Origin of the sequence: Streptomyces sp. Pv4-95, assembly GCF_045782725.1 — a bacterium.
Taxonomy (GTDB): Bacteria; Actinomycetota; Actinomycetes; order Streptomycetales; family Streptomycetaceae; genus Streptomyces.
Window position 1 is genome coordinate 1,032,047 of record NZ_CP127172.1, and the last position, 21,292, is coordinate 1,053,338.

22 protein-coding genes are annotated in these 21,292 nt (G+C 70.4%); 15 read left to right on the forward strand and 7 right to left on the reverse strand.

Going from position 1 to position 21,292, the window contains the following annotated elements; genetic code table 11:
* Window positions 1-374 precede the first annotated feature (374 nt).
* The 3 genes from QOM21_RS04835 (at window position 375) to QOM21_RS04845 (ending at window position 3,007) form a co-directional block, all read left to right on the forward strand.
* Complete coding sequence (locus QOM21_RS04835) at window positions 375-1,229, forward strand: lysozyme (RefSeq protein WP_407548478.1); 855 nt, start codon at window positions 375-377, stop codon at window positions 1,227-1,229.
* Window positions 1,230-1,567: 338 nt separating this feature from the next.
* Window positions 1,568-2,017 carry a spore-associated protein A gene (locus QOM21_RS04840; protein ID WP_407548479.1) on the forward strand — a complete coding sequence of 150 codons (450 nt, stop codon included), beginning with the start codon at window positions 1,568-1,570 and terminating at the stop codon, window positions 2,015-2,017.
* Window positions 2,018-2,377: 360 nt separating this feature from the next.
* Window positions 2,378-3,007 carry a DUF4142 domain-containing protein gene (locus QOM21_RS04845; protein WP_407548480.1) on the forward strand — a complete coding sequence of 210 codons (630 nt, stop codon included), beginning with the start codon at window positions 2,378-2,380 and terminating at the stop codon, window positions 3,005-3,007.
* A gap of 59 nt (window positions 3,008-3,066) precedes the next feature.
* On the opposite strand, the gene QOM21_RS04850 is transcribed toward QOM21_RS04845, so the two are convergent.
* Window positions 3,067-3,591 carry a MarR family winged helix-turn-helix transcriptional regulator gene (locus QOM21_RS04850; protein WP_407548481.1) on the reverse strand — a complete coding sequence of 175 codons (525 nt, stop codon included), beginning with the start codon at window positions 3,589-3,591 and terminating at the stop codon, window positions 3,067-3,069.
* 221 nt (window positions 3,592-3,812) lie between these two features.
* Here QOM21_RS04850 and QOM21_RS04855 point away from each other — a divergent pair, with 221 nt between their 5' ends.
* Window positions 3,813-3,953, forward strand: a complete 141-nt coding sequence (locus QOM21_RS04855; protein ID WP_407548482.1) for a hypothetical protein — start codon at window positions 3,813-3,815, stop codon at window positions 3,951-3,953.
* 81 nt (window positions 3,954-4,034) lie between these two features.
* Here the strand turns inward: QOM21_RS04855 and QOM21_RS04860 are convergent, their stop codons facing one another.
* Window positions 4,035-5,534 carry a SulP family inorganic anion transporter gene (locus QOM21_RS04860; RefSeq protein ID WP_407548483.1) on the reverse strand — a complete coding sequence of 500 codons (1,500 nt, stop codon included), beginning with the start codon at window positions 5,532-5,534 and terminating at the stop codon, window positions 4,035-4,037.
* Between the two features lie 344 nt (window positions 5,535-5,878).
* Here QOM21_RS04860 and QOM21_RS04865 point away from each other — a divergent pair, with 344 nt between their 5' ends.
* Entirely contained in the window at window positions 5,879-6,283 is a 405-nt protein-coding gene (locus QOM21_RS04865; protein ID WP_407548484.1) for a MerR family transcriptional regulator, read from the forward strand.
* Between the two features lie 34 nt (window positions 6,284-6,317).
* Here the strand turns inward: QOM21_RS04865 and QOM21_RS04870 are convergent, their stop codons facing one another.
* Window positions 6,318-7,037, reverse strand: a complete 720-nt coding sequence (locus tag QOM21_RS04870; RefSeq protein WP_407548485.1) for an alpha/beta hydrolase — start codon at window positions 7,035-7,037, stop codon at window positions 6,318-6,320.
* Window positions 7,038-7,328: 291 nt separating this feature from the next.
* On the opposite strand from QOM21_RS04870, the gene QOM21_RS04875 reads away from it, so the two are divergent.
* Together QOM21_RS04875 and QOM21_RS04880 are read left to right on the forward strand one after the other, a co-directional pair.
* A complete protein-coding gene (locus QOM21_RS04875) occupies window positions 7,329-7,541 on the forward strand; it encodes a hypothetical protein (RefSeq protein WP_407548486.1) in 213 nt (70 codons plus the stop codon).
* A 71-nt stretch (window positions 7,542-7,612) separates the two neighbouring features.
* A complete protein-coding gene (locus tag QOM21_RS04880; RefSeq protein ID WP_407548487.1) occupies window positions 7,613-8,497 on the forward strand; it encodes an endo alpha-1,4 polygalactosaminidase in 885 nt (294 codons plus the stop codon).
* A gap of 3 nt (window positions 8,498-8,500) precedes the next feature.
* Here the strand turns inward: QOM21_RS04880 and QOM21_RS04885 are convergent, their stop codons facing one another.
* On the reverse strand, window positions 8,501-9,586 hold the full coding sequence (locus QOM21_RS04885) for a LacI family DNA-binding transcriptional regulator (protein ID WP_407548488.1): 1,086 nt from the start codon (window positions 9,584-9,586) through the stop codon (window positions 8,501-8,503).
* Between the two features lie 472 nt (window positions 9,587-10,058).
* On the opposite strand from QOM21_RS04885, the gene QOM21_RS04890 reads away from it, so the two are divergent.
* From QOM21_RS04890 to QOM21_RS04915, 6 genes are all read left to right on the forward strand, one after another.
* Window positions 10,059-11,351 carry an ABC transporter substrate-binding protein gene (locus QOM21_RS04890; RefSeq protein ID WP_407548489.1) on the forward strand — a complete coding sequence of 431 codons (1,293 nt, stop codon included), beginning with the start codon at window positions 10,059-10,061 and terminating at the stop codon, window positions 11,349-11,351.
* A gap of 155 nt (window positions 11,352-11,506) precedes the next feature.
* Complete coding sequence (locus QOM21_RS04895; RefSeq protein ID WP_407555578.1) at window positions 11,507-12,328, forward strand: carbohydrate ABC transporter permease; 822 nt, start codon at window positions 11,507-11,509, stop codon at window positions 12,326-12,328.
* Entirely contained in the window at window positions 12,325-13,188 is an 864-nt protein-coding gene (locus QOM21_RS04900) for a carbohydrate ABC transporter permease (RefSeq protein WP_407548490.1), read from the forward strand. Before QOM21_RS04895 ends, QOM21_RS04900 begins: the two co-directional genes overlap by 4 nt.
* A gap of 72 nt (window positions 13,189-13,260) precedes the next feature.
* Window positions 13,261-14,559 (forward strand): glycosyl hydrolase, encoded by a 1,299-nt coding sequence (locus tag QOM21_RS04905; RefSeq protein WP_407548491.1) that lies wholly within the window; start codon window positions 13,261-13,263, stop codon window positions 14,557-14,559.
* 50 nt (window positions 14,560-14,609) lie between these two features.
* Window positions 14,610-14,750, forward strand: coding sequence for a hypothetical protein (locus QOM21_RS04910; protein ID WP_407548492.1), 141 nt, complete (start codon window positions 14,610-14,612; stop codon window positions 14,748-14,750).
* 63 nt (window positions 14,751-14,813) lie between these two features.
* Entirely contained in the window at window positions 14,814-17,864 is a 3,051-nt protein-coding gene (locus tag QOM21_RS04915; RefSeq protein WP_407548493.1) for an alpha-mannosidase, read from the forward strand.
* 21 nt (window positions 17,865-17,885) lie between these two features.
* Here QOM21_RS04915 and QOM21_RS04920 read toward each other — a convergent pair whose 3' ends face one another.
* Entirely contained in the window at window positions 17,886-18,164 is a 279-nt protein-coding gene (locus tag QOM21_RS04920; protein ID WP_407548494.1) for a hypothetical protein, read from the reverse strand.
* Window positions 18,165-18,426: 262 nt separating this feature from the next.
* On the opposite strand from QOM21_RS04920, the gene QOM21_RS04925 reads away from it, so the two are divergent.
* A complete protein-coding gene (locus tag QOM21_RS04925) occupies window positions 18,427-18,621 on the forward strand; it encodes an antitoxin (RefSeq protein ID WP_407548495.1) in 195 nt (64 codons plus the stop codon).
* A gap of 139 nt (window positions 18,622-18,760) precedes the next feature.
* Window positions 18,761-19,336 carry a GNAT family N-acetyltransferase gene (locus QOM21_RS04930; RefSeq protein ID WP_407548496.1) on the forward strand — a complete coding sequence of 192 codons (576 nt, stop codon included), beginning with the start codon at window positions 18,761-18,763 and terminating at the stop codon, window positions 19,334-19,336.
* A gap of 93 nt (window positions 19,337-19,429) precedes the next feature.
* Here QOM21_RS04930 and QOM21_RS04935 read toward each other — a convergent pair whose 3' ends face one another.
* Window positions 19,430-19,633, reverse strand: a complete 204-nt coding sequence (locus tag QOM21_RS04935) for a cold-shock protein (RefSeq protein WP_393896821.1) — start codon at window positions 19,631-19,633, stop codon at window positions 19,430-19,432.
* Between the two features lie 333 nt (window positions 19,634-19,966).
* Entirely contained in the window at window positions 19,967-21,220 is a 1,254-nt protein-coding gene (locus tag QOM21_RS04940; RefSeq protein ID WP_407548497.1) for a D-alanyl-D-alanine carboxypeptidase family protein, read from the reverse strand.
* Between the last annotated feature and the right edge of the window lie 72 nt (window positions 21,221-21,292).

Below are 21,292 nucleotides of genomic sequence, written 5' to 3' on the forward strand. Positions count from 1 at the left end.
CGACACGGTCGGCCGGGCAGTGGCAACGCGGCGACACGGCGCGTTGCCACTGCGCCCAGCGAAGCGGGTCCCGGCACATGCCGGGGCCCGCTTTCGTGTCTCCCGGCACGCGGGCTCCGACGGGCACGGGCGGCCGGGCACCCCGACCGCGAGGGCCTGTCGGTCACACCGGCGGGGCCGCCCGCGGCCGCACGGATACGGGCCGGGACCGCGGTACATGACGGCCACACGAGTGAGATGGCAAGGCCGGTCGCCGGCCTGACGGCCTGTTGGCCCAGGAGTCCGGCCCTCGCGGCGTAGAAAGTCTTCTTATCGGCAGGATTCTGCTCAAATGCTGTCGAACCTGACCACCCGAAGGCCTTCGGAGGCATGCGATGCCCTTGCGCAGATCCGGTCCGGCCCGCCGCACACGCACCGTTGCGGCCGGAACACTCGTTTCCTTCCTCTCCGTGCTCGCTCTGCCACTCGCGCTGTCGGGCTCCGCCGAGGCGTCACAGGCGGGGCAGGGTCCCGCCCATCCCGAGCAGGACTGGATGGGCTCCACCATCGCTGCCCACGAGGGCATCGACCGCGCCGCCGACACCGAGCCGCAGACGTCGTCCAGTTCCGTGGCCGGTGTGGACGTCTCCAGCCACAACGGCAATGTCGGGTGGGCGGCACTGCACAAGACCGGGGTGCGCTTCGCGTACGTCAAGGCCACCGAGGGGACCGCCTACAAGAATCCGTACTTCCATCAGCAGTACCGGGGCGCGTACGACGCCGGGATGATCCACGGCGCCTACCACTTCGCGCTGCCGAACCACTCCAGCGGCGCGACCCAGGCGAAGTACTTCGCCTCCCACGGCGGCGGCTGGTCGAAGGACGGCAAGACCCTGCCCGGTGCGCTCGACATGGAGTACAACCCCTACGGCGCGACCTGCTACGGCAAGAGCCACGCGGGGATGGTCAGCTGGATCGCGGACTTCTTCCGTACCTACCGGGCGCAGACCGGCCGCGACGCGGTGATCTACACCTCGGCCAACTGGTGGAAGACGTGCACCGGCAACTCCAGCCGGTTCGGCAAGACCAACCCGCTGTGGATCCCCCGGTACGCCTCGTCCGTCGGCACGCTGCCGGCCGGCTGGCGCATCCACACCATCTGGCAGCACACCTCCTCCGGGAAGCCGGTCGGCGACCGCAACCGCTTCAACGGCGCGTACAGCCGCCTCAAGGCTCTCGCGAACGGCTGAACCCCACGGCCCGGCGCACGACTACGGCCGGCCCCTGACGCCTCCTCGGGCGTCGGGAGCCGGCCGTAGTCGTGCGCCGGGCAGCGGTTCGCCCGCGATCCCGCGCCGGCTTTCATCATCATTTTCCCGCCGCGCACAACGCCGTTCGAGGCGCGGTGAATTCACTCTGAAGTGCGAGGACGCGGTTATCCGGAAGGGCTCTGTGCACTTGCGTGCGGGGGGGTGTTCGAAGGCCGGTGGAAAAGTTTATCGGCCCGAGGTACAACCATTCCTGACCGATCCCTGTCCAACACTGTGAAATGACCACGCGACGCCCACCATCCAACGGGGGGATTCCCATGAAGCGTTCACGTGCCATAGCAGGATCCGCAGTGCTGGCCGTGGCCGGCCTCGCCACCATGGCCACCGCCACCACCGCATCCGCAGCTCCGGCAGCCGCCGCCTACAACGGAGCCTGCGGAAGCGGCTACAGCGTAGTGAATTCCGTGCCGATCACCGGTAAGGGAAAGGTGTATCTCACGTACAACTCGAAAACCGGAAAGAACTGTGTGGTGACGGTTCGGAACAGCCCCGGATCGCCGGTATACATGTACACCTATCTCGCGGCGAGCGACGGAAGTTCCGACGCGGTTTGGGACAGCGGCCTTTACACCTCCTACGCGGGTCCGGTTTACCTGTCGGCAAAGGGCCTGTGTGTGGACTGGGGCGGCACGATCGAGACCGTCAGCGTCAGCGTCTCGGGTTCCAACTGCGGCCGTATGGCGGCCGGGGTCGTGACACACAGCTGACACCACCGCGCCACGCGGCGCAGTAGCTGTCGACGACGGGTCCCGGGCAACGCGCCCAGGGGCCCGTCGTGCGTACCCCGCATTCGCACACGGCGCGCACGCCTGCCGGTTCCGGGCCTACCGCCTCATCTAGGCGGTGCCCGGCCGGCGAAGGCCGGATCGTATCCGATGGCGCTCAAGCGATGCCCGCCTTTGCGCATCATCGCTGAATCGAATCGTTTGCCCCATGCAAAGATTAGCGTGGCTCATGCCCCAGCAGTCCGCCGTGACGCAGCGCTCGCAGGCGAATTGTCCCGCATTCCAGGAGGCATGATGAAGTCTCACGCTCGGAATCCAAGGCAACGAGCCGGCCGAGGTCGCGTGCTCACCCTCACGGTCGCCGTCGTGGCGGCCATCGCCGCCGTCTCCGTCTGGCTGTCCCAGAGAGAGAGCTCCGGCGACCAGTCGGTCTCCGCCAACCTCCCGGCGGCAGCGGCGGCGGCCGGGCCGACTGCCCGTCAGGCCGGTGGCACAGGAGCGGTCACCGAGTTGGACAAGACCTTCCTCGTCAAGGTGCGGCAGGCCGGCCTGTGGGAGATACCGGCCGCCCGGCTCGCCCAGACGCACGCATCGAGCGAAGCCATCAAACGCGCCGGCATGCATATGCTCGACGGCCACAGCAAACTCGACCAACTGGTCCGTGAGGACTCCGAGGCGTTGAGCGCGCCCATCCCCGACCAGGCCACTCCAGAGCAGCAAGGGTGGGTCGACCAGCTCAAGGATGTCCGGGGCCGGGCCTTCGACCAGCTCTTCGTCGACCTGCTGCGGGCCTCCCACGGCAAGGTGTTCATCACCATCGGCGAGGTCCGCGCCACCACCAAGAACGCCCTGATACGGCGGCTGGCGACGCAGACCAACAACACCGTCCAGGACCACATGGACGTGCTGGAGGACACCGGCCTGGTCAAGGACGCGACGCTGGACGACGTCGCCTCCACCATTCCCAAGTGAGCGCCCGCGCCGCTCCCCGCTGAACGAACCCCGTCGGTGACGTCCCCGGTTTCGCCGGCTCAGGCACCACGCGGCGCTGCGGCGTCGGCCCACCCCAGCGGGTGCAGCTCCTGGTCTTCCGCGGGCGGCTCACCGCCCGCCTCGTTGAGGGCGGTCAACGCCTTGACGAGAGCCGTGCGCTGGCCGGGGGCGAGGCGCTCGACGATCGCGCTGATCTCGGCGCGGCGGCGGCTGGTGACGTCCTCCACGGTGCGACGTCCCTCGTCCGTGGGCCGCAGCAGGTTTTCGCGGCGGTTGTCGGGGTTGGTCTGCCGGTCCGCCAGGCCCGCGGCGATCAGCCGGTCCACCATGCGCATCGCCGTCGAGGGGGCGACCTGGAGGAGTTCGGCGAGGTCGACCAGCTTGGTGACGCCGCGCGTGGAGAGCACCACCAGCATCCGGAACTGCGGAAGCGTCACCCGCTCCTCGACCTCCGCGAGCGAGCGCGCAGACACCGCGACCAGCAGTCGTGAGGCCGTGAGCACCGCACGGGTCACCGCGTCCACATCATCCACGTCCCGCACAGGGGCTTCAGGCTCGCTCATTCCCCCTTTCTATCGCCCTGCGCACCCCGCACGCTCACTCGACCAACGGGAGGTGGTCGCGTAAGAGCGGACAGGCGGCTCGCTCAGCTGGACGATCGCGTCCGGATTCGGGCCCGCCGCGGCCTGGTACCAGAATCTGCGCCACGTCCCGCGGACCACGGTCCGGTTCGGCATTCGCCGCTGCACTGCCACCGCGCCCACCGGGAGACGGTGGCGCCCTGATGGCCCGTTACGCTTCCCGGCGCCCGCGGCTCGCCCGCCGCGTGCGCTCTTTCATGGGCGTCGACGTCGACGGCAGCGAGGCCGGGCGGTCCCTCCCGTTCGTACGCCTGGAGGCGACCGCCGGGGAGCGGCTCGCTTGATCAGTCGTCGCCACCGCTCATGGCGCGGGAGCTTCGGGTCACCACGGAACGGTCGCTTCCAGCGCTGTCGCGGCCTGGCGTTCAGTGGCCGCCGGTGAGTTCGCCGCTGAGCGTCTTGTGGAGGCGGGCGCTGGTCTCGTTCAGGCCGACGATCTCCACGCTCTTGCCGCGCTGTACGTACTTGGCCTCGATGGCGTCGAGGGCCGCGACGGACGAGGCGTCCCAGATCCGGGCGGCGGTCAGATCGATCACGACCTTCTCCGGGTCCTCCGCGTAACGGAACTGCGACGCCAGGTCGTTGACGGAGGCGAAGAACAGCTCGCCGGTGACGGAGTAGACGACCTGGGTGCCGTCGGGGTCGGTGACCGCGGTGACATGCGCGAGGTGGGCGACACGGCGCGCGAAGACGACCATGGCGCTGACGCTGCCGACGACCACGCCGATGCCCAGGTTGTCGGTGGCCAGCACGACGGCCACGGTGATCACCATGACCGCGGTCTCGCCGACCGGCAGCCGCTTGAGGGTGGCCGGTTTGATGGAGTGCCAGTCGAACGTACCGACCGACACCAGGATCATCACGGCGACCAGGGCCGCCATCGGGATCCTGGAGACCACCGGGCCCAGGACGATGCACAGGATGAGCAGGAAGAACCCGGCGAGGAAGGTGGAGAGCCTGGTACGCGCGCCGTTCTTGACGTTGATCATCGTCTGGCCGATCATCGCGCAGCCGCCCATCCCCCCGAGGAATCCGGTGACGATGTTGGCGATGCCCTGACCCACACATTCGCGGGTCTTGTCGGAGTGCGTGTCGGTGATCTCGTCCACCAGCTTGGCGGTCATCAACGACTCCATCAGTCCGACCAGGGCCATCGCCAGCGCGTAGGGCGCGATGACGGCCAGGGTGTGGAGAGTGAAGGGGACGTCCGGCAGTCCGGGCACGGGCAGCGAGGAGGGCAGCTTGCCCTTGTCGCCCACGGTGGGGACGGCGATTCCGGCCGCCACGGTGACGACGGTCAGCACGGCGATGGACACCAGCGGCGCCGGCACCGCCCTGGTGATGCGGGGGAAGAACACCATGAGCGTCAAACCCGCGATGACCAGGGGATACACCGGCCAGGGAACGTCGAGCAGATTGGGTATCTGGGCCGTGAACAGCAGGATGCCCAGGGCGTTGACGAAGCCCACCATCACCGACCGCGGCACGAACCGCATCAGTTCGGCCACCCCCAGCAGGCCGAGCACGATCTGGAAAACGCCGGCCAGGACGACCGTGGCGATCAGGAAGCCGAGGCCGTACTGACGGACCACGGGGGCGACGACCAGGGCCACCGCACCGGTGGAGGCGGAGATCATCGCGGGCCGGCCGCCGACGAAGGCGATCACCATGGCCATGCTGCAGGCCGCGAACAGTCCCACCTTGGGGTCGACTCCCGCGATGACCGAGAACGAGATCGCCTCGGGAATCAGCGCCAGCCCGACGACCAGACCGGCCAGGGCCTCGGTGCGAAAGACCTTCGGGGACAGCCATGGCGGGCGTGAGCCGGGGAGCCAGGAGGCACGGAAGAGGGCGGAGGTGGACAACGGAAGCGGTACCTGTCGTGCTCGGGCACACCTGACATCGCTGTGCGGCGTGCTGGGGAGCGCAGACGGCCGGGCCGGCAATCTGCGGAGCCCGCGCACGGCGGGCCGATGTCACGGGGGTGCGCAGGGAACGACCGCGCCCCGGCGTGCTCAGGAGTGAGGGGTCACGGCGGGCAGGCGGCAGCGCTGGGCATCAGCGACATGCGGACGCTTCCTCCTGCGGAGATCGGACCTGGTCAGCCGGACCGACCATCTCAATACCCAGCAACTCTACCCTAACGTTAGAGTAGAGATGGACGTCCGATCGCCCGGACGCCTCGGCGCGGGACACGAAGGGTGCACACGTGAGCAGCGAGCACATGCAGATCGGCGAGGTCGCGGTGCGCACCGAACTGTCGCTGCGCACGATCCGGCACTACGAGGAGACCGGGCTGGTCATCCCTTCCGCCCGTTCCCAGGGCGGCTTTCGGCTCTACACGGAGGCCGACGTCACGCGCCTGATGGTGATCCGCCGGATGAAGCCGCTCGGATTCACCCTGGACGAGATGCGCGACCTGCTGCGGGCGACCGACCGGCTCGACTCCGGCGACGCACTGCCGGACGACGAACGGGCCGAAGCCCTGGACCGGGTACGCGACTTCGAGCGGAGGGCCGCGGAGCGGGTGGCGGACCTGCGGACCCAGCTGGTCCGCGCCGAGGAGTTCGCCGGCACACTGCGCGAGCGCCTCACCCCGGTGCCGTCTTCCTGATCACCGCGGACCGGCGTCCTGCCGGGTCACGGCGTTACGCCGTCGTGGGTGGGAGGGTGAGCGCCGCCCGGGTGACGGCTTCCGGCAGGCTCTCGCGCCCGAGCAGTCCGGCGACGGAGCGCGTCGTCAGGTCGTGCCAGGCCCCGGCTCCGCGCAGCATCGCGTGGTCGCCGCCCGGCATCGTCAGGGCGTACGCCTCGGCGCCGGCCGTCCGTGCGCGGCCCGCGAACCGGGCCGTTGCCCGCGGGTCGGTGACGCGGTCCCGGTCCCCGTGCAGCAGGACGACGCGCTTGCCCGTCAGGTGGTCGACGGGTTCCTCGTCGGGACACCAGGGTGCCAGCCCGACGACGCCGCCGACGGACGGATGACGGGCGGCCCGCAGTGCCGCCCGGCCGCCCATGGAGTGCCCCACCAGCACCACGGGCACCTCGCCGAGGAGCGCGATGAGGTCGTCGAGGGCGCGCTGCGCGTCCGCCGCGGCGTCGGCGCGCGTGCCGTTCCAGCCACGGTGGCGGTAGCGCACCGACCCGAGTGCCACGTCCGCGTCCCGGGTGGCGCGGGCGATCGCCCTGGTGAACGGCACCATCCGCCGCCCCGGCAGGTTCCACCGCGTGGGCGCCTCCAGTCCGTCGGCGCGACCGCCGTGCAGCAGCAGGACGGCCGCTCGCGGTGTTTCCGGGCGCCGGCTCAGCACGAGCGGGGACATCGGCCGGTCCTGCCGCCCGGACCGCGCCTGCGTTTCGTCACCCGTCATCGCACTTCCTTCATCGTCCCGGATCGCTCGCCGACCGTCGGTCCCGGTGGGTCGCCGCAGGGCGGCGTGAACTCCCACTTCTACATTCGGAGCGTAGACGGCGGTGGATTGCTCGCGTGGGGAAGGGGACGGAAGGAGCGGGAGGCTCGGCCGGCGCTCTCCCGGGCCCGCGGCGGTGTTAGCGGCGTGTTAGTGGATCATCAGCGCCGCCGGAGAGTGTGGTTTCCGCGGAACGGAGGGGCCCCGGGGCCCGGCTTCGGAACGTACACAGGAAGCAAACCAGGGGGACTCATGTCGCATCACACCACGCTCCACCTCGCTCGCAAGACCGCAGTAGCCACCCTGATCGCCGCCGCCGCGCTCGCGTTCACCGCCTGCCAGGATGCCGAGGCCGATGCGGCAGGTGCTTCGTCGTCGCACTCGGCGACGGCCTCTCCGTCGGCGTCCTCCGCTGACCACGGGCACGAGGTCGAGCGGAACGGGCCGTCCGCAGCGCGCCGTTGAAGCGCCCGGCCGGCGCTCCGTTCGTCCGGGCCGGGAAGAGGAGGCGGGTGGCCCGCGCGTAGGCTCCTTCCGTGGTTCCTTCTCCCTCCCGCACCGTCGGCCTCGTCGCACTCGTCCTGGCCCCGGTCCTGGCGCTCGGCACGGCCTGTTCCGCCTCCGGCCCGCAACGCGCCGACAGCGGTCCGGCATCCCCGTCCGCATCCGCCGACGGCACCGGGTCCGGCGCGCCGGAGAAGGTGCGGGCACCCGCAGCCAACGCGGAGTTCGACTACCAGCTCGGCGCCCCCTACCCGCCGGCCGGCACGGTCCAGGCGGTCTCCCGCGACCGCACCGCCGAACCCGCCGAGGGCCTCTACAACATCTGCTACGTCAACGCCTTCCAGACGCAGCCCGGCGAGGCCGTCACCTGGTGGGAGAAGCACCACCCGGACCTGCTCCTGAAGGACGACGACGGAGGCACGGTCACCGACGAGGACTGGGACGAGCCCTTGCTCGACATCTCCACCCCGGCACGGCGCGCGGCCCTCATGGACATCGTCGGGCCGTGGATCGATGGCTGCGCCGCAGCGGGATACGACGCGGTGGAACCGGACAATCTCGACTCCTACGAGCGGTCCGAAGGCAAGCTGACCCGTCATCACGCCGCCGCCTTCGCACGGCTGTTGGCCGATCGCGCACACCGCCGCCACCTGGCGGTCGCGCAGAAGAACACCGCCGACCTCCTGCCCCGGCGCGAGCACATCGGCTTCGATTTCGCCGTCGTCGAGGAATGCGCCCGCTACCAGGAGTGCGCCGACTTCAGCGACGCCTACGACGGCAGGATCTTCGACATCGAGTACGTGAACAAGGACTTCACCGCCGCCTGCCGGTCCTGGGGGAAGTCCCTGTCGGTCACCTTGCGCGACCGCGACGTCCGGCCCGCCGGCACCGAAGGCCACGTCCGCAGGTCCTGCTGACGGCTACGCCCCCGGCTTCCCCGGCTCCCCCGTGCTCTCCCGGGCCTCCAGGTGGGGAAGTTCGCCTTGCACGGTGCGCACGGGTCCGCCGTCGAGTACGGCGAGCAGTTCCTGGGCGGCGAGCCGGCCGAATCCCGGGGTGTCGCGGACGAGCGCGGTCAGCCGGGGGTGGGTGACGCGGCACAGCGCGGAGTCGTCCCAGGCCACGATCGACAGCTCGCCCGGGACGGCGATGCTGCGCCCCGCCGCGACCGACGCACCGGCCACCGCCATCACGTCGTTGTCGTAGATGATCGCCGTGGGCGGCGTCGCCGCGTCGAGGATGCGGCGGGTGGCCTCGGCTCCCTCGGCGTCGGAGTAGTCGGTGGTCACCGACCGGACGTGGTCCGTGTCGAGGCCGCGCAGTTCCGCTTCGGCGCGCAGGGATCGGATCCGGCGTTCGGTGTGGGCGAGCCCCGGCAGCCCGGCGACATGCCCGATCCGGCGGTGCCCGAGGCCGTGCAGGTGGTCGAGGATCCGGGCCATGGCCTTGGAGTCGTCGGCCCAGACGGTGGACAGCGGCGCATGCGCGGTGTCCGGCCGCGGAGCGCCCAGGCCGCCGACGACGACCGCGGGAAGCCCGAGGGAGGCGAGGAGTTCGGGCCGCGGATCCTCGGTGCGCGGGTCGACGACGAGGACGCCGTCCACGCGCCGTTCGGCCCACCAGCGGCGATAGAGCGCGCATTCGGCGTCGAGGTCCTCCACGACCTGGAAGAGCAGCGCGCTCTTCCGCGCCGAGAGCACCTCCTGGATACCGGAGACGAGTTGGAGGAAGAACGACTCCACGCCGAGTGTCCGCGCGGGGCGGGCGAGCACCAGGCCCGTGCAGCCGGCGCGTTCGCCGGACAGGGCGCGGGCGGCGCTGTTGGCCTGCCAGCCGAGTTCCTCGGCGACGCGGCGTACCCGGGCACGGGTGTCCTGGGAGACGCCCGGCCGGTCGTTGAGCGCGAAGGAGACCGCGCTCTCCGACACCCCGGCCCGGCGTGCGATGTCCTTGATCGTCGGCCGGCGCACCGGCTTACGGCGGGCGGCCTCACCGGGCGCTGTCATGACGGGCTCTCCTCGTGCGGCGGGCGTGCGCATCCCGTGCGGTGGCAGGGCGCGAGCGGGTCCGTCCCGGCCCAACTCCCTAAACCGCATTAGTGCGCTCAGTCTGATCAGCGCATGGACGCCTGTCAAACGTCCGGGTGAAGAGTTCGAGAGGCCGGGGCGTACGGCCTGACCAGCGCGGCGGATGCCTTCCGACCGAGGTCCGGCGCGACCGGTGGCGGCGGGGGTGTTGACACTCACTAAAACGCATTAGTACCGTCTGCCGCGTCGTCATCCGAGAGCCGTTGAAAGGTGCACTCGGGTTCACTCGGCAAGGTCATGGCCGGCATTCGGCCCTGTGCGTCATTTCCCGGTCAGCGGATTCATCACGGCTTCGCCCAACAGGAATACGACAGGTCCGTCCCGATTTCCTCGGCGGCCGGCGCGCAACATTTCCATATGTTTCCGGTTCGAGCAAAGGAGCCAGCCGGCCATGCGCATATCCCGCCGAACAGCAGCCGCCACCGCGGTCCTGATCACCTCGGCACTCGCCCTGTCCGCGTGTGGGGCCTCGGGTGACTCCGGCGGTTCGGACAGCGCCTCGGGCAAGGTCGAGGGGAAGGTCACCTTCCAGACCTGGAACCTCAAGGCCAATTTCAAGGACTATTTCGAGGGCGTCATCGCGGACTTCGAGAAGAAGTATCCGGACGCCGAGGTGACCTGGGTGGACCAGCCTGCCGAGGGCTATCCGGAGAAACTCAGCGCCGACGCCGCGGGCGGTACCCTGCCGGATGTCGTCAACGTCTCCCCCGACCTGCTATATCCGCTGGCGAAAGCCGGTATCGCGCTGGACCTGGAAAAAGCCGCGGGTAAATACCGCGGCGAGTATCTGGACGGCGCCTGGAAGAGCCATGCGATGCCGGGCATGAAAGGCGTCTACGCCTTCCCGTGGTATCTGAACACCGGCCCCATGTTCTACAACAAGGATCTTTTCCGGCAGGCAGGTCTGGATCCGCGGAAGCCGCCGACCACGTACGACCAGCTCTTCGAGGATGCCGTGTCGATGGCGAAGAAGAGCGACCGGCGGATAGCGATGCTCGCGAGCACCCCGTCGATCGAGGACTTCGGACGCTACGGCGTGCGGCTGATGAACGCGTCCGGCACGGAGTTCACCTTCAACGAGCCCAAGGGCGTCGAGCTGGTGCAGCACTACAAGGAGCTGTACGCGGCAGGTGCGCTGGACTCGCAGGCGCTCACCGCTCAGGCCGAGTCGGCCGGCCGAAAGTTCCAGCAGCAGTCCGTAGCCATGAACCCGGGCAGCGCGCACGACCTGGAGAACTTCAAGAAGGAAGCGCCCGGTCTCTACAAGAACATCGGAATCACCGACGCGGTCAACAACACCGGCAAGGCCAATATGTACGTGCAGGGCCTGATGGTGAACGCGCAGAGCGAGGTCAAGCCGGCGGCCGTCGCCTTCGCGCACTTCGTCACCGACAAGAAGAACCAGATGGCGTTCGCCAAGGAAGTGACGATCTTCCCGAGCACCAAGGGCTCGCTGAGCGATCCGTACTTCACCAAGGAGGACGGCACCGACGCGACCCGGGTCCGGGTGGCCTCGGCGGCCTCCCTCAAGGATGCGGTGAACTACACCCCGGTGCTGCTCAGCGACCAGATGAAGACCGTGCTGCGCAATGCCGTCGCCAAGGCGGTACAGGGCGACAAGTCCCCCAAGGCCGCGCTGGACGACGCGGTCGCCGACTGCAACCGCCTGCTCGCGGCCGGCTGAGGCCGGACGCCGTGCAGACCGACACGACACCGCGGAGCGGGCCCGCCGAGGCCCCCGCTCCGTCACCCGCTCCCCCACCGCCCCGGGCACACCGTCGGCGCCGCGGAATCCGTACGCATCTGCCCTCCAGCCCCTGGCTGTTCCTCGCCCCGGGCATGCTGATCGTCGCCGGATTCAGCCTGTATCCGTTCCTGAGCACCGTGGTGCACTCCTTCACCGACGCGCGCACCCTCACCGAGGGGCAGTTCGTCGGTGGCGCCAACTACCGCGAGCTGATCCACGACGCGATGTTCTGGACCGGCCTGCGCAACAGCCTGCTGTACGTCCTGGGCGTCGTCCCGCTGCTGGTGGTGCTGCCGTTGCTGCTCGCCCTGCTCGTGCAGCGGCACCTCCCCGGGATCACGTTCTTCCGGGCCGCGTTCTACACCCCGGTCGTCGCCTCGGTGGTCGTGGTGGGGTTGATCTGGGTGTGGCTGCTGGACGACCGCGGGCTGATCAACGCGGTCCTGGAGACCTTCGGGTTCGGCAAGGTCGGCTTCCTCAGCGACCCCTGGCTGCTGTTGCTCAGCGCGATGGCGGTCACGGTCTGGAAGGGCCTCGGCTACTACATGATCATTTATCTGGCCGCGCTTGCCGGTGTCCCCCGCGAGCTGCACGAGGCCTGCGCGGTCGACGGCGCGGGAGCGGTACGCCGCTTCCTGACCGTCACCGTGCCCGCCGTGCGCTCCACGATGGTGTTGGTGGCCGCCCTCTCCTCGGTCGGCGCCTTCAAGGTGTTCTCCGAGGTCTATCTGATGGCCGGGCCGACCGGGGGCCCCGGAGGCGCGGACACCACCCTGGTGATGCTCGTGCAGCAGGTCGGTACCGGCCTCAGCGGCCGGGTGGGGTACGCCTCCGCGCTGTCCGTCGTGGTCTTCGCCCTCACCCTCGGCCTGATGCTGCTGGTGCTGCGCGCCAACCGCAAGGAGGACGCATGACTGCCGCGGCCGCACGCGACCGGGCGGAGCGGCGACGGATGCCGGCGTGGCAGCTGGTGCTGCGCTATCTGCTGCTGCTCGCCGTGCTGGCGCTGACCGTCGGACCGTTCCTGTGGCAGCTGTCGACGTCCCTCAAGGGCGCCGGCGAGGACATCTACCGCTACCCGCCCGACCTGATCCCCCAGCACCTCACGCTCGACAACTACGCCGGGGTCGCGGAGATCATTCCGGTCTGGGACTTCGCGCTGAACTCCCTCCGGGTCGCCGCCGCGAACGTGCTGACCAACTGCGTGGGCGCCGCGCTCGCCGGCTACGCGCTTGCCCGGATGCGCTTCAGGGGACGGCGCGCCGCCCTGATCGTCTTCGTCATGGCGATGCTGGTACCGGTGGAGAGCATCATGATCGCCCAGTTCGTGACGATGCGTGAACTCCAGCTGAACAACACCCTGATCGGGGTGCTGCTGCCCGGCTGCATCGGCGCGATGAACGTCCTGCTGATGCGCAACGCGTTCGCGGGTCTGCCGTACGAGGTGGACGAGGCCGCGTTCGTCGACGGCGCAAACGCCTGGCACCGGTTCGTCCGGATCGCGCTGCCGTCGGTCAAGGGCACACTCGCCGTCGTCGCCATCTTCGCCTTCATGGGCGCCTGGGACGACTTCCTGTGGCCGCTGATCGTGCTGAGCGACCAGTCGAAGTTCACCCTGACCATCGGCCTGAACTTCCTGCACGGCACCTTCGCGGACAACCAGCGGCTCGTCGCGGCCGGCACCGTCATCGCCGTCCTGCCGCTGATCGTGATGTTCGCCTGTCTTCAGCGCTACTTCTTCCGGGGTGTGGGCGAAGGTGCCGTCAAGGGCTGACCGAGGCCCCGCACCGCCACCGCACCCCGACCGCCCGGCGCCCGAACGTGGCCCTCACCGACAGGAACGCCCATGCCCGTGCTGGACACCGCCCGCCGCTCGCCGCGCTTCGGCGCCAACTACACCCCCACTCAGGGGTGGTTCCATCACTGGCTGGACTTCGATCCGGACGCGGTCCGCGCCGACCTCGACTCCCTCGCCGCCCTCGGTCTCGACCACATCCGCGTCTTCCCCCTCTGGCCGCTCTTCCAGCCCAACCGCACGCTGATCCGGCCGCGCGCCGTGGAGCAGCTGGTGCAGTTGGCGGACGCGGCAGCCGAGCGGGGGCTGGATGTCAACGTCGACGGGCTGCAGGGTCATCTGTCGAGTTTCGACTTCCTGCCCGCCTGGACGCAGACCTGGCACCGCCGCAACCTCTTCACCGACCCCGACGTGCTCGCCGGGCAGGAGGAATATCTGCGGACGCTGGCCGCCGCGCTGGCCGACCGGCCCAACTTCCTCGGGATGACACTCGGCAACGAGATCAACCAGTTCTCCGACGGACCGCACCCCGATCCGGACCGGATCACCACCGGCCAGGCCGCGGCATGGCTGGAGCGGATGCTGGCGGCCTGCGAACGCGGTGCGCCCGGGCGGATGCACCTGCACGCCGAGTACGACGCGGCGTGGTACCGCGACGGCCATCCGTTCACGCCCGCCCAGGCCGCCCGGCTGGGGAGCGTGACGGCCGTGCACTCCTGGGTGTTCAACGGCACCGCGCAGCGGCACGGTCCGGCCGGCACCGCCACCGAGCACCACGCCGCCTATCTGATCGAGCTGTCCAAGGCGTGGGCGGCCGACCCGCACCGCCCGGTGTGGCTCCAGGAGGTCGGCGCCCCCGCCCCGCACATCCCCGCCGAGCGGGCGGCGGACTTCACCGAGGCGACCGTCGTCAACGCCCTGGACTGCCCGGACGTGTGGGGTGTCACCTGGTGGTGTTCGCACGACGTCTCGCGGTCCCTCGCCGACTTTCCCGAGCTGGAGTACGGGCTGGGTCTGCTCGGCAACGACCGTACGGTCAAGCCCGCGGGCAAGGCGATCGCGGCGCTGGTCGAGGAGTGGCGCGGCCGCGAGCACCGGCCACCGGTACGCGGTACCGCGCTGGTCGTCGACACCGGTGGCGCGCAGGACGCGCCGCGCCGTTCGGTGTGCGCGCCCGGTGGCGCGGTCTTCGAAGCGTGGGCGCAGCTCACCGCGGAGGGCGAGCGTCCGGCCCTCGTTCTCGCCGAACTCGCGCAGGACACGGACCACTTGGCATCGCGCGGGATCACCGAGGTCCGCACCCCCGACGAGGTGCTCCAGGGCCGCCCGCCGGTACCGGGCACCCCCTAGAAGCCGCAGGCGCCCGTCCCCCACACCGTCCGTCATCGGAGGAGTTCCCCATGCCCCGGCAACCCCGCCCGTTGTCCCGCCGGCGTGCGCTGTACGCCGGGGCGGGCGCCGCGGCCGCCCTGCTCGAAGTCCGCGCGGTGGACGAGCTGTTCACCGTCTCGCCACCCGCCCTGACCCGGCACCACTGGTAACGCAGCCCCGGGCGGACCCTGTTGCCGTCCGCCACCCTCCCCGATCCGACGGAGCGACCTCTCATGCATGACGATCGCGCACTGGTCGAAGCCCGCCTCCAGCGTGTGCTGGACGAGCGCATCCGGCCCGCCCTCTATCCCCGATCGGTCCCCCTGGAGGTCGCGGCATGGGTCGCGCCCGGTGAGCCGGTGCCCGTCGCCGAGGGCCTGGCCGCCCGGCACAGCCCCGTCGCGGTGGGGGACGCCTGGGGCGCTCCCTGGGCGACCACCTGGTTCAAGGTGGTCGGGACGGTGCCGGAGGAATGGGCCGGCCGCACCGTGGAGGCGGTGCTCGACCTCGGTTTCGACGAACGGATGCCGGGCTTCCAGTGCGAGGCGCTGGTCTACACCCCCGACGGCACTCCCGTGAAGGCCATCAATCCGCGCAACCAGTGGGTGCGGGTGGGCGCACCGGTCCGGGGCGGCGAGCAGGTCACCTGGCACGTGGAGGCCGCGTCCAACCCCGTCATCCTTGATGTGCACCCGTTCCTGCCGACGCCCTTGGGCGACCCCGAGACCGCGGGCAGCGAGCCGCGCTACCGCCTGGCCCGCATGGACCTGGCGGTGTTCGACACCACGGTCTGGGAACTCGTCCAGGACCTCGAGGTGCTCGGCGAGCTGATGGTGGAGCTCCCGGTGGACGCCCCGCGGCGCTGGGAGGTGCTGCGGGCGGTGGGGCGCGCGCTGGACGCGATCGACCTCCAGGACGTCAACGGCACTGCGGAGGCGGCCCGTTCGCAGCTGCGGGAGGTGCTGGCGTCGCCCGCCGGAGCGTCCGCGCACCGGATCAGCGCGGTGGGGCACGCGCATATCGACTCGGCGTGGCTGTGGCCGCTGCGCGAGACCGTCCGCAAGGTGGCCAGGACGGCATCGAACATGACGGCGCTGCTGGAGGACGAGCCCGAGTTCGTCTTCGCGATGTCGCAGGCCCAGCAGTACGCCTGGCTCAAGGAGCACCGGCCCGAGGTCTACGCCAAGGTCAAGAAGGCGGTCGCGGACGGACGGTTCGTGCCGGCGGGCGGTATGTGGGTGGAGTCGGACACCAACATGCCCGGCTCGGAGGCGATGGCCCGGCAGTTCGTGCACGGCAAGCGGTTCTTCCTGGAGGAGTTCGGCGTCGAGAACGACGAGGCGTGGCTGCCGGACACCTTCGGGTTCGCCGCGGGCCTGCCGCAGATCATCAAGGCCGCGGGCGCGAAGTGGCTGCTGACGCAGAAGATCTCCTGGAGCCAGATCAATGCGTTCCCCCACCACACCTTCCGCTGGGAGGGCATCGACGGGACGCGGATCTTCACCCACTTCCCGCCGGTGGACACCTACAACTGCCAGATGGCCGGGCGGGAGATCGCCCATGCGGCACGGAACTTTAAGGACAAGGGGGTGGCACGGCATTCGCTGGCGCCGACCGGCTGGGGCGACGGCGGGGGCGGCACCACCCGCGAGATGATCGCCAAGGCCCGCCGGCTGCGTGACCTGGACGGCTCACCGGTGGTGGTGTGGGAGAAGCCCGCCGAATTCTTCGCCAAGGCCGAGGCGGAGTATCCGCAGGCACCGGTGTGGGTGGGCGAGTTGTATCTGGAACTGCACCGCGCGACGCTCACCAGTCAGGCGAAGACGAAGCGGGGCAACCGCCGCAGCGAGCAGTTGCTGCGGGAGGCCGAACTCTGGTCGGCCACGGCGGCGGTGGCGGCCGGGCACCCGTATCCGTACGCCGCGCTCGACCGCATCTGGAAGACGGTGCTGCTGCACCAGTTCCACGACATCCTGCCCGGCTCCTCCATCGCCTGGGTGCACCGCGAGGCGGAGCGGACCTACGCGGCGGTGGCCGCGGAACTCGAAGAGCTCATCGCCGCCGCACTGACCGCGCTCGCCGGCAGCGGGGATGCCGAGCTGGTGGCGAACTCGGCGCCGCACACCCGCGAGGGAGTGGCCGCGGGCGCCGTCGCCGCCTCGTCGCGGGAGGGCGCGGCGGTACGCGCCGAGGACCGCGAGGGCGGCGGATTCACCCTCACCAACGGCCTGTTGCGCATCGAGATCGACGATCACGGCCTGGTCGTCTCCGCCTACGACCTCACAGCCGAACGGGAGACCGTAGCGCCCGGCGAAGCGGCGAACCTGCTGCAGATCCACCCGGACTTCCCGAACATGTGGGACGCCTGGGACGTCGACTCCTTCTACCGCAACGTCGTGACCGACCTGACCTGCGCCGACGAGGTGGCGCTCGGCGAGGTGTCGCAGAGCGCCGCGACGGTACGCGTCGCCCGCTCCTTCGGCGACTCCCGGGTGGTGCAGTCACTGACCCTGGCGCGGGGGCAGCGGCGCCTCGACATCGACACCGAGGTCGACTGGCACGAGACGGAGAAGTTCCTCAAGGCGTCCTTCCCCTTGGACGTCCACGCCGAACGGTACGCCGCGGAGACCCAGTTCGGGCATCTGTACCGGCCCACCCACACCAACACCAGTTGGGAGGCAGCCAAGTTCGAGGCATGCGCCCACAGGTTCGTGCACGTCGAGGAGCCGGGCTGGGGCGTCGCCCTGGTCAACGACGCCACCTACGGCCACGACGTCACCCGCACCGTCCGGGAGGACGGCGACCGCGGCACCACCACGACCGTCCGGCTCTCCCTTCTGCGCGCCCCGCGCTTCCCCGACCCGCAGACCGACCAGGGGCTGCACCGCTTCCGCTACGCGCTCGCACCGGGCGCCGCGATCGGTGACGCGGTCCGCGAGGGGCACCGCATCAACCTGCCGGAGCGCCGGATCACCGGAACCGGCGCGGTGGCACCGCTGATCGCCGTCGACAACGACGCGACGGTGGTCACCGCGGTCAAGCTTGCCGACGACGGCAGCGGTGACGTGGTCGTCCGCCTCCACGAGGCGCACGGAGGGCGGGCCAGGGCCGTCCTGACGGCGGGATTCGACCTGGCCGGCGCCGTCACCACCGACCTCCTCGAACGGGCCACGGCCGACGGCCCGGCGATCGAGCGGCACGGCAGGACCGTACGGATGGCGCTGCGCCCCTTCCAGATCGTCACCCTGCGGCTGACCGTGGCGGGACCCCGCACGGACAGCTGAAGGGCCGAGGACGGCGCGGCGTCAGCCGGGCCCCGGTGACCACGAGCGCGCGTCGCGGCAGGTGTCGCGGCGCGACTCGTGGCGGCGCTCGCGACCGCCACCGCGCCCGGCATCCTGGCCGCGCGCCGCCTTGTGGCGGGCGTCCTGAGACGGGTCCAGGTCCAGCATGTCCATCAGCAGGGACAGTTCTTCCGCATCCCGCGCCCGGCCGGCCACCGCCTTCCTGGCCAGCCTTCGCTCCTCGTCACACGGCGTGGAGCGCGGCGTGATGTCGTCGGCACTGCGGTGTTCATCGCTCACCGCTGCATTCTCGGCCGGACCGCGGCACCCTGCCCGTCGAGCGGGCCCGCGGGCGCCCGCGGGCGGAGCGGGCGCTGATCCGATCGGGTGAGCACGGCGGCGTTACGGGCCTTCCGCGCCGGTGCCCGCGGCAGGCACCGGCTACGTCGGCGCGGATGCGGCGCAAGCGGCGCCGGGGCGGCCGTCCCGGCGCGCGGATGCATATCGTGCGACCAGGGGTGATGCTGGAACGTGCGGGGGAACCCGGCGAGGAGGATCACCTATGTCCATGATGGACAAGCTCAAGAACATGCTGAAGGGCCACGAGGCCCAGACCTCCAAGGGCATCGACAAGGCCGGCGACTTCGTCGACAGCAAGACCGACGGCAAATACAGGAGTCAGGTCGACTCAACGCAGGAGAAGCTCCGCAAGCAGTACGGCACGCCGGGCGACCAGGACCAGCCGCCGCAGTCCTGATCACGTCGAGTCGCCGGGGGCGAGCCGACCGGGCTCGCCCCGCTCTCCCGTTTCCGCTCGGGCGGGCCCCGTGGCGGCCGTCGGAGCTGCACCCGACCACTCAGGCCCCACCCCGGCTGCCCGTCATTAGGCTGAGCGGATGACGCGCGCGCCCATCCAGATCGCCCCCGATGTTTTCCTGCGGCACCCGACACCGGAGGACGCGGAGGGCCTCGCCCGTGCCTATCTCCGCAGCCGCGACCATCTCCGGCAGTGGGAACCGGACCGGGACGAGGCTTTCTTCACGCCCGCCGGACAAGCTGAGCGGCTGCGCACGTATCTGGCCGAGACGAGGGCCGGGCGGATGATGCCTTGGCTGATGGTCAGCGAGAGCCAGGAAGCCGCCGGGCAGTCCGGCATCATCGGAACCGTCATGCTCACCAACATCACGCTGGGACCCTTGCGGAGTTCCCCCGTCGGCTACTGGATCGACCCGGGCCACGTCGGCCGCGGGCTCGCCACGGCCGCCCTGAAGGCGGTGTGTACGGTGGCCGACACACAACTGGGTCTGCACCGGCTCGAGGCGGGCACCCTGCTGGAGAACACGGCCTCGCAGCGAGTGCTGGCCAAGTGCGGTTTCGTGCCCTTCGGCCTCGCCGAGAAGTACCTGCACATCCACGGTGCCTGGCGCGACCACCGGCTCTTCCAGAAGATCCTCAACGACCGGCGCCCATGACCTGCGGGTGAGCACCGCACGTCCGGCGCCGGTGCCTTCGCACGCGACGGCGCCCGCCCCCGTGCGGGAGCGGGCGCCGTTCGTGGGCGGCGATTACGCCGGGCGGATGTTCTCCGCCTGGGGGCCCTTCTGGCCCTGGGTGACGTCGAAGCTCACCTTCTGGCCCTCCTGCAGCTCGCGGAAGCCCTGGGCGTCGATGTTCGAGTAGTGCGCGAAGACGTCGGCGCCGCCGCCGTCCTGCGCGATGAAACCGAAGCCCTTTTCCGCGTTGAACCACTTCACCGTGCCGGTAGCCATACCTGTCTCCTTCGTTCAATGGGCTTGAATCGGCTCCCGCGTACTGCGGAACCCGGAGGTGATCGCCCTGGTCCGGAGAAGGCACAGCACAACAAGAACGCCCGTGAATGCGACACGGGCGCCCGGCACTTCGGAACCACGACAGCTGATCAGGACGCTACACCGAGCGGCGCCCGGCAGTCACCACAACAGCGACAGACGCGTCGCCGTTCACCGGGCGGGGCGGGCGCGCCGTCCCCGGTTCCCTGAACGTTCATACAGTTGTGCGACGGAAGAACCGCTCCGGTCACGCCGGCGGCTTCATGACGCACCGGTGCCGGCGCGGACAGGGGATCAGATCGGCGGCGCGGGAGGGGCGTTGCGCTGCTTGCGCCGGCGCCACCACAGTCCGACACCGGCGAGGGCGGACGCTCCGGCCACCGACAGGGCCCACACGTACAGCGTGCGCCGCTGGGTGTCCCGCTCTCCGGCCAGGGCCATCCCGGGCGCCGCGTCGGCGTGCTCGGCCTTCTCGTTCAGCAGTGCGGCGTGCTGGGAATCGCGCACCGCACCGTCCGTGTCGAGTTGCGGCTCGACGGGGGCCGTCTCGGGCAGGGTGCCGACCCCCGCGGCTCGGGGCGCGGCGGCGAATCCCCAGTCCAGCAGGGCGCGCGTCTCCTCGTAGACGGCGTTCTCCGAGCCGGTCTGCGGGTTCATGACAGTGACCAGCAGGGTCCGCCCGTCGCGCTCGGCGGCGGCGACCAGAGTGTTGCCCGCGTTCGTCGTGTAGCCGTTCTTCACGCCGATCAGCCCGGGGTAGGGGACCACGCCGTGCGAGCCGACCAGCAGCCGGTTGGTGTTCTGGATGCCGAAGGCCCGCTCGCCCCCGGCCTCGGGGAATTTCGCCGTCTTGGTGGAGGCCAGGCGGGCGAAGTCGGGGTTGGCCAGGCCGGCCCGGCCGAAGACGGACAGGTCGAAGGCGGAGGAGAACTGCCCCTCGCTGTCGAAGCCGTCCGCGGAGCGCACCGTGGTGTCGTTGGCGCCGAGGCGGCGCGCCATCGCACCCATGTCGGCGACGGTCTTGTCCCAGCCGCCGTTCATCGTGGCGAGGGTCCGCACCGCGTCACTGCCCGAACTGAGGAAGACGCCGCGCCAGAGGTCGGCGACGCTGTAGCGCACGTCCTCCTTGATGCCGACGAGCGCGCTGCCCGGCAGGATGCCGGCCAGGTCGGCGTCGGTGACGGTGTGGGCGGCCCGCTGCGGGAACTTCGGGAGCACCGTCAACGCGAACAGGGTCTTGAGGGTGCTGGCGGGAGGCAGCCGGCGGTGGGCGTCCTTGGCCGCGAGGATCCTTCCGCTCCGCGCGTCCGTCACGGCCCAGGACAGCGCCGTGACATCGGGTGGACCGGGTACCCCCGATCTGGGGAGGAACTGCACTCCGGGCTGGTGCAGCCGGCTTCCGGTGGCGGGACCCGAGCCGACGCTTCGCGCGTCGTCGATGCCGTGCGGACCATCGGCGACGGCCGGTCCGCACGTGACCAGCAGGCTCGCGGCACACACCACCATGGCGGTACCGACTCTGACGGGGGGCCAACTTGCTGACGACATGCGTCCACGCTAAAAACGTCGGCGCCCGCGCGCCGGTTGACCTACTCCATCCGGTGTGTCCGCCGTTCCGCG